The following is a 590-nucleotide window of genomic DNA, read 5'->3' on the forward strand; positions in this document are numbered from 1 at the left end:
CTTCTGTGGGTCTGAAGATTTAGTTATGGAATCTTATTTAGTTGGTGCGACAGGATGGGTTTCGGTAGCAGGAAATATCGTTCCAGGTCTCGTTACGAAAATGTATGAGCATTTTCAAAATGGTGAATTAGAAAAAGCGTGGGAAATGAACGATGCTATTTTACCACTTTGCGAGTTTCTTGAAGGATCAGGGAAATATGTACAAATCGTTAAACGTTCAATGGAACTACACGGACAAGTTGGCGGACCTTCTCGTTATCCGAGATTAGGATTAACTGAAGAGGAAGATCAAAAGCTTCAAACGATTTTATCAAAAATTGCAGCTCATGCAGCTGTTTAAACAAGGAGGAGAGCATATATGTTAACGACAAACATTGAGTTGAAACCAAAAGTGAAAGCGTTTTTAAATGAAGAAATTAAAATGTTTATTAATGGCGAATTTGTTCCTTCTATTAGTGGAAAGACATTTGAAACATACAATCCAGCGACAGAAGATGTGCTAGCCGTCGTATGTGAAGCACAAGAAGAAGATATTGATATCGCAGTAAAAGCGGCGAGATTTGCTTTTGAATCAGGCCCGTGGGCAGAGA

Annotated in this window: 2 protein-coding genes; both read left to right on the plus strand. The window is 38.6% G+C overall.

The window, feature by feature from the left end; all coding sequences use genetic code 11:
- A partial coding sequence (locus AC1DTM_RS30790) for a dihydrodipicolinate synthase family protein (protein WP_477001743.1) occupies positions 1–340 on the plus strand: 340 nt, incomplete at its 5' end.
- 18 nt (positions 341–358) lie between these two features.
- Positions 359–590: aldehyde dehydrogenase family protein (locus AC1DTM_RS30795; protein WP_477001744.1), on the plus strand; the 232-nt coding region annotated here is incomplete at its 3' end.

The sequence above is a fragment of the Bacillus sp. P4_D3 genome, from assembly GCF_056401855.1.